Source organism: Alkalibacterium sp. s-m-28, assembly GCF_054658175.1.
The window spans coordinates 1-6,385 of sequence record NZ_BAAGIQ010000103.1 but is presented as its reverse complement, the minus strand read 5'-3'; the positions used below and the strand labels follow the sequence as shown (position 1 = coordinate 6,385).

The following is a 6,385-nucleotide window of genomic DNA, read 5'->3' as shown; positions in this document are numbered from 1 at the left end:
TCGGTCATGACGATGCCCTTAAAACAGCAGCTAGCCGAAAGGCTTACTGGCGAATTTCACGAACTGAAATCATACACCGAGCATTAACAAATAAAAAGTTCGTAGAATGGGGATTAAGAGATTTAATACATTTGTACGAGCGATAGAGATATTTAAATTATTGAACCGCCGTGTACGGAACCGTACGCACGGTGGTGTGAGAGGACGGTAAATAAATTAATTATTTACCTCCTACTCGATTGTGTCATGTATACTGATACAAGAGTATAACTGAAGGAGACATACAGCATGGAAAGAATTGAATCAGTTCAGAACAAGCAAGTAAAGGAATGGAAGAAACTGCTGACACGAAAAGGCAGGAAAAAACAGAATAAATATCTGATAGAAGGACTGCACCTAGTAGAAGAGGCCGTCAAAGCCGGCATAGAGATCGAACACATTCTGATTCGTGAAGATAAGCTTGATCAATACACAGCCATTGTCGATCAGGTGCCGGGAAATCTCATTATTATTTCAGAATCGATTTCTGAATCTTTAAGTGATTCCGTAACTGAACAGGGCATTTTCGCGGTCATCATGCAGAAGGAAGAAGAGAACGCTATTCATGGGAATAAGCCAGTACTGATGCTTGATCAGGTTCAAGATCCCGGAAATCTTGGTACCCTGATTCGAACAGCTGATGCTGCTGGTTTTGAAGCCGTGATCATTGGGGAAGGGTCAGTCGATTTATATAACCCCAAGGCACTGAGGTCTGCTCAGGGCAGCCATTTTCACCTGCCTGTCATTCATTCAGCTCTTGAAAACTGGATCAGTCAGTTTAAAGAGAAGAATATACCTGTATATGGCACAGCGCTGGATGAGCGGGCTGTATCTTACCATACGGTAGAACCGAAAGAACAGTTTGCGCTTATAGTAGGAAATGAAGGCAATGGGGTAGCTGATCACTTGTTACAGGAGACTACGACCAATCTCTACATCCCGATCAAAGGCCAGGCTGAATCTTTGAATGTCGCTATAGCCGCCAGCATCCTTATGTTTTCTTTACATCAATGAGTAGAAATTTGACAGAAATATCACATTTGATATGAAAACGTTTTACAGGAGCCTTTCATCCTTTAAAATCAGACGTATTAGGAGTACTATAAGTACTATAAGTACTGGACAGGCAATTAGACCTGTTATTTAAACTAACTTTATTACATTAAATACTCTGACTAAGATCTGATAAAGGAGAGCTTCCATGGAATTCGTTCGTTCAATTTGGGAAAATGACAAAGATTATATGACATTGGTCGAAGACCTGCTTGAAAGCGAAGATTTACTTAAACTAGACGATATTACGCATCACCATTATACAACACGACTCATTCACTCACTGTTCGTTTCTTATGTCAGCTATAAAATAGCTAAGCGACTGAAACTGAACGCTAGAGCCGTTGCAAGAGCAGGACTGCTTCATGACTTTTTCCATGAATGCAGAGAAGAGATTGCTCTTATGAATGAAGGTTCGCATAATTGTGTTCACCCAAAAATAGCCGTCAAGAATGCACAGCGTCTGACGGAATTAAGTGAACTTGAAAAAGATATCATCCTTAAGCACATGTTCCTGACTACTACAGGGGTCGGTATTCCTAAATACAAGGAAAGCATGATCGTTACATGTGTAGACAAATATTGCGCAATCAATGAAGTATCTACACCGCTTAGAATGAAAGCTAAAGCAAAACTGGCTGAATGGAGCCTCAAGTTGAGAGTCGTCCATGCCTGATTCCAGCTGATAATTAAAAAAATTCAAGCCGTTTCCAGTTAAGTTCTAAAAAGAACTTAATTGGAAACGGCTTTTTTTGGTGCACGATGCCATTTCCTGATTATTGAACAAGGGAGCATTTGGCAAGCACTGGTTTCATTTGATAAAAGTTTAGAGAAGTGATTCTGACAGCATGAGTGCAGGAAAAAAAGCGATGCCGGATAAGCTCTTCGGCATCGCTTCAGACTAGTTAGTCAGTCGGTTCGTCAGAAGTCAGGGAGACTTTCTGAGGTTTAATTTGTCACGGAGAAGGCCGGAACTGACAGCAGTCAGCGGAATAGAGAGGATCAGTCCAATGCTTCCAGCTAAAGCTCTAATGACTTCCGTCGCAATGACATTCATATTGATGATGCTGATGAACGGTTCCTGATAGGCCGTGAACAGTAAAAGCAGTGGGATCATTGATCCAATGTAAGCCAGGATCAACGTGTTAGCCATCGTTCCCATAATATCTTTTCCGACATTCATACCTGATAGAATCAGGCGTTTTGTAGAAACAGTCGGGTCAGCCATCCGTATTTCTTCCATAGCAGAAGCAATGGACATGCCGACATCCATCACAGCACCAAGTGCACCCATGATGATCCCCGCGAAAAGCAAGCCACTGAAATTAAAGTCCACATTTTGTGGGATATACATGAGCATCATAGCTTCCTGACCGGACAACCCAGTCAAGTTGATCTGGTTCCCGACGATATAAGCTATGAGTCCCGAGATCAGTACCCCACCCAATACACCTGTGATGGCAGCAATGGATTTGATGTTCAGGCCGCCGACTGTCAAAATAGTGACCACCGTAATGATAAGAGAAATCAGGATAGTCATGAGTATCGGGCTGTATCCTGCAAGCAGGCCGGGAATGAGTACTCTTAATAGAAGGAACAAGGTCAAAGCGAGAGTCAGGATCGTCTTCAGTCCTTTCAGCCCGCCAAGCAGGATAAGAAGGACAACGAACAGAGCCAGTACGATATATATTGTTCGATCTCTCTCGTACTCAACGATATGAACCTGAGACTCCCCGCCAATTTCAATGACGCTGATCAGAATTCTGTCTCCAGGCTCCACTTCAAAGTCGGAACCCGGATTTCCAGTAAGGGTATGGATAGCCTCGACTTCCTCGCCCTCCTGGTCACCTGAAAGGATTTCAACGCGAACTGTCTGTATTTCTTGATAGAACCCTTCATCCAGACCAGGACCGTCACCTGGAAGGACTTCAATGACTCTGGCTCGTTCTATTTCGTCCGCTGGAACATCCTCAAAATCATTATTGTATTCATCAATCGTTTCAAATTCTTCAAACTCCTCGAAATCTTCACTATCATCGTCCAGTTCCGAAGCAAGCAGTCTGCTTTGGGAGTCGAATGGACCGGATGCTTCTTCAGCATGAGCTGAGTAGATAAAGTAGGGGATGATCAGATTCATCAGCAGTGTGATCATCACTAAGCGTTTCTTCATGTGTTCATTCTCCTCATTTTAAGTTTTTGTGTCTGCCTGGAGACGGGCTTTATGAAACGGATGGTCTCTCACAGCAAACAAAAAGAGCATCTAATGCTGACTACTTGGTGGCTCAGTAGGTACTCTCATGTATTTCAAGTATAGCATGAACAAACAGGTAGAAAGAGAGGAATTAAGTGACAGTTTATTTAAAACTTTGTGGCAGGGAAGGAGGTAAATGGGGCATATCAACTTGGACAGGACGCAAGACGGACGACATGTCACGACAAAAAAGTTAAATATAGGATTTGTAGTGATGAATATGCCATATATCGATTTATAGATCTGTTCATTGTCTTCCATAAATACAAGTTCTTTACGGCCGCTCTCATAATGGACTAAATAGGTATCAAACTGATCAGTATCGAATGTATCCTGTCCTTCTAACTCTTCATATTGGACAGGAGTCAACCTATTTATATTAAGGGATAATAACTATTGCTTGAACAAATCACTCACATTCGTTATGATTATGTAGGAAAAGGAATGACCTTGTTAGGTGAGGCTCCCATATGGAGACACGCTACTGCCCAGAAATGTCCAAAGACGCCAATGGGTCAGCAGGAATCTTCGGATGAAGGGGATTTTTAATGTAGCTGAGACTGAAACAGACTCTATGCCATATGAAGCTGAAGCTCAACGACAGAGGTGTATGAAGATGAACTCTGTATTCATGTTCTTTACACGCTCTTATTGGCGTGTTTTTTTATTTATAATGATAGATAACACACAGAGAGGTTATTGACCAGCTAATTTACGGAGGTGAAGCGAAGATGGACCCTGTTCCCTTGTGTATCGGGTATAAATTTAAAGAAGTTAAAAAATCAGGTTATTCGCTTAGCCCGATTAAAATAGAAAGGACGATTACCTATGAAATTAATGAAAAGCAACAAGCAGAAAACGTATGACCAGATTTTTCTGGCTGCAAAAAAGAATGACCGCGAGACATTCAGAGAACTGTTCCTGAGACTGCATGATCGGGACCAGCACGAAGTCTTTCATTTGTTATATCCTGAAAAGAAGAGGAAAATTTCCGAATTTTTAAGTCCTGAAGAATTTGCAGAAATTTTCGAATGGATGGAAACAGAAGACCAGGAAGATGCAGTTCACTATTTACCAGATGAATACATGGCTCAAGTATTCAACTTTATGGCAGCAGATGATGTGGCTCACTTCCTGACTGAAAGTGACGAAACAGATAATCAGACTCTGCTCGCTATGATGGATGAGGAAGAAAGTCAACGTGTTCAGGAACTCCTGTCGTATGCACCGAAAACAGCCGGATCCATTATGACCAAAGAGTTCATTGCTATCCATTATAAGCAGACTCTGACAGAAGTCATCGAACAGCTGCGACAGATCGGTCGCGAAGCTGAGACGATTTATTACTTATATGTTGTAGATGAGAAGGAAAGACTGGTCGGCGTGCTCTCGCTCAGAGACTTGCTGCTCTCTCCTGAAACTGAAACGGTTGAAAACATCATGTTCAACCAGGTCGTTTCAGTCCGCATCGATGAAGACCAGGAACAGGTCGCCCGCATCATTCAGGATTATGACCTGCTTGCCATACCAGTCCTTGACCATGAAGGCAAAATGCAGGGGATCGTTACTGTCGATGATGTCATGGATGTCCTGGAAGAAGAGGTAACGGAAGACTTTAACGAATTCGCTGCGATCAAGCGCAGTGATGATGACCGTAAAACTAAAGTCACACCGTTCAGTACAGCGAAGTCACGAACACCCTGGATCGTTATCCTTCTCTTCCTTGGAATGATCACTGGTGGACTGATTGGGGCATTTGAAGAAACCCTGGACTCGGTCGTACTTCTGGCAGCATTCATTCCGATGATCATGGATACGGCAGGGAACGTAGGGACCCAGTCACTGGCTGTTGCCGTGCGTAATCTGACGATTGATGACGACAGAGATAAAGACACCTTCTTCCAGACTGTTAAAAATGAATTGGGTGCAGGGATGCTGATGGGGTTGGTTGCTGCTGTGGTTCTGATCGGTATCATCTTTGTCTTCTACGGCAATGCTGTACTGGCCTTAATCATCAGTTTATCCATGTTCATCACGGTCAGTATATCAACAGTGATTGGTACAGTGATCCCGGTTATCATCAACAAGTTCAAGATCGATCCCGCAGTTGCTTCAGGACCATTTATTACGACAATCAATGATTCTATAGGACTTTTGATCTATTTCTCTATTGCAACGTTCTTTCTTGAACACCTGTAACCTGTTATAGTACAATTGTGAACGAAATCCTAAACTTCCTAAAAATAAGTATTAGCTTCTACACATTTCTTTAGTATAATGGTATACTGAAAGACGTGAAAGAAGAGGTGACAATATATGATCGAAATGGCACAGACAAAAGAATCTGAAAAGGTGATATGCCCCAGATTCGAGCAGACTTTTTCAATACTTGGAAAAAAATGGACTGGATTAATCATTGATGTATTGTTGGATGGACCTCGTCGCTTTAAAGATCTCTCTCAGGCAATACCAGGAGTCAGCGATCGGGTACTAGTTGAACGGTTGAAAGAACTGGAAAAAGAAGAAATCGTGACGAGAGACTTGGATGACACGTGCGATATCCGTTCAGGTTACCGCCTGACAGCTAAAGGTAAAGCTTTAAGAAATGTCATGAATGAAGTGCAGGAGTGGGCAAATCAGTGGATTTGTGATACTGAATTAAATAACTTAAACGATAGATGAAAAAGAGTAGAGATGACTGATCAGTACCAGAGAACAGTGCCCAGGCTGAAAGCATTGACTGAGGAGTCTCTTGAAGTTCACTTTCATCGTGTACTCTGCACATATCTGCAGGGTCAGACATGGATCGGTAATTAAAATCCCGGTATGCGCCGTTATGCATGAGTGCAGAAGCAGTGGCTTCTGAACAAGGGTGGTACCGCGTGTTGACCTCGTCCCTCTATTGGGACGGGGTCTTTTTGGTGCGCCCGGCATGGGCGACAACTTGGTGGTGAAAGTCCACTACAGGCTTTGCAGTAGGAACTGTTAGTGAATGACAAGGGTGTCCACCGTGAGGTGGAATCTGAAGGAAGTCGGACGCAA

5 protein-coding genes and 1 riboswitch are annotated in these 6,385 nt (G+C 42.8%); of the genes, 4 read left to right on the top strand and 1 reads right to left on the bottom strand.

Annotation, left to right across the window (positions count from 1 at the left end; all coding sequences use genetic code 11):
- Positions 1-288 precede the first annotated feature (288 nt).
- Both ACYQ4S_RS10370 and ACYQ4S_RS10365 read left to right on the top strand, forming a co-directional pair.
- Complete coding sequence (locus tag ACYQ4S_RS10370) at positions 289-1,053, top strand: TrmH family RNA methyltransferase (protein WP_346025508.1); 765 nt, start codon at positions 289-291, stop codon at positions 1,051-1,053.
- 187 nt (positions 1,054-1,240) lie between these two features.
- Positions 1,241-1,768, top strand: a complete 528-nt coding sequence (locus tag ACYQ4S_RS10365) for an HD domain-containing protein (protein ID WP_459770989.1) — start codon at positions 1,241-1,243, stop codon at positions 1,766-1,768.
- A gap of 252 nt (positions 1,769-2,020) precedes the next feature.
- Here ACYQ4S_RS10365 and ACYQ4S_RS10360 read toward each other — a convergent pair whose 3' ends face one another.
- Positions 2,021-3,262, bottom strand: coding sequence for a YibE/F family protein (locus ACYQ4S_RS10360; protein WP_459770988.1), 1,242 nt, complete (start codon positions 3,260-3,262; stop codon positions 2,021-2,023).
- A gap of 523 nt (positions 3,263-3,785) precedes the next feature.
- A riboswitch (M-box (ykoK) riboswitch) is annotated at positions 3,786-3,956 on the top strand.
- A 215-nt stretch (positions 3,957-4,171) separates the two neighbouring features.
- Between ACYQ4S_RS10360 and mgtE the strand changes: the two genes are divergently transcribed.
- The gene (gene mgtE / locus ACYQ4S_RS10355; RefSeq protein WP_459770986.1) at positions 4,172-5,542 is read left to right on the top strand and encodes a magnesium transporter; all 1,371 of its coding nucleotides are present in this window, start codon (positions 4,172-4,174) and stop codon (positions 5,540-5,542) included.
- A 126-nt stretch (positions 5,543-5,668) separates the two neighbouring features.
- Complete coding sequence (locus tag ACYQ4S_RS10350) at positions 5,669-6,025, top strand: winged helix-turn-helix transcriptional regulator (RefSeq protein WP_425425703.1); 357 nt, start codon at positions 5,669-5,671, stop codon at positions 6,023-6,025.
- Positions 6,026-6,385 lie beyond the last annotated feature (360 nt).

Excerpts from the sequence above, each read along its gene's own strand:
- ACYQ4S_RS10360 (WP_459770988.1), bottom strand. The coding sequence starts at position 3,262 with ATGAAGAAACGCTTAGTGATGATCACACTGCTGATGAATCTGATCATC.
- ACYQ4S_RS10370 (WP_346025508.1), top strand. The coding sequence starts at position 289 with ATGGAAAGAATTGAATCAGTTCAGAACAAGCAAGTAAAGGAATGGAAG.
- ACYQ4S_RS10365 (WP_459770989.1), top strand. The coding sequence starts at position 1,241 with ATGGAATTCGTTCGTTCAATTTGGGAAAATGACAAAGATTATATGACA.
- ACYQ4S_RS10350 (WP_425425703.1), top strand. The coding sequence starts at position 5,669 with ATGGCACAGACAAAAGAATCTGAAAAGGTGATATGCCCCAGATTCGAG.
- mgtE (WP_459770986.1), top strand. The coding sequence starts at position 4,172 with ATGAAATTAATGAAAAGCAACAAGCAGAAAACGTATGACCAGATTTTT.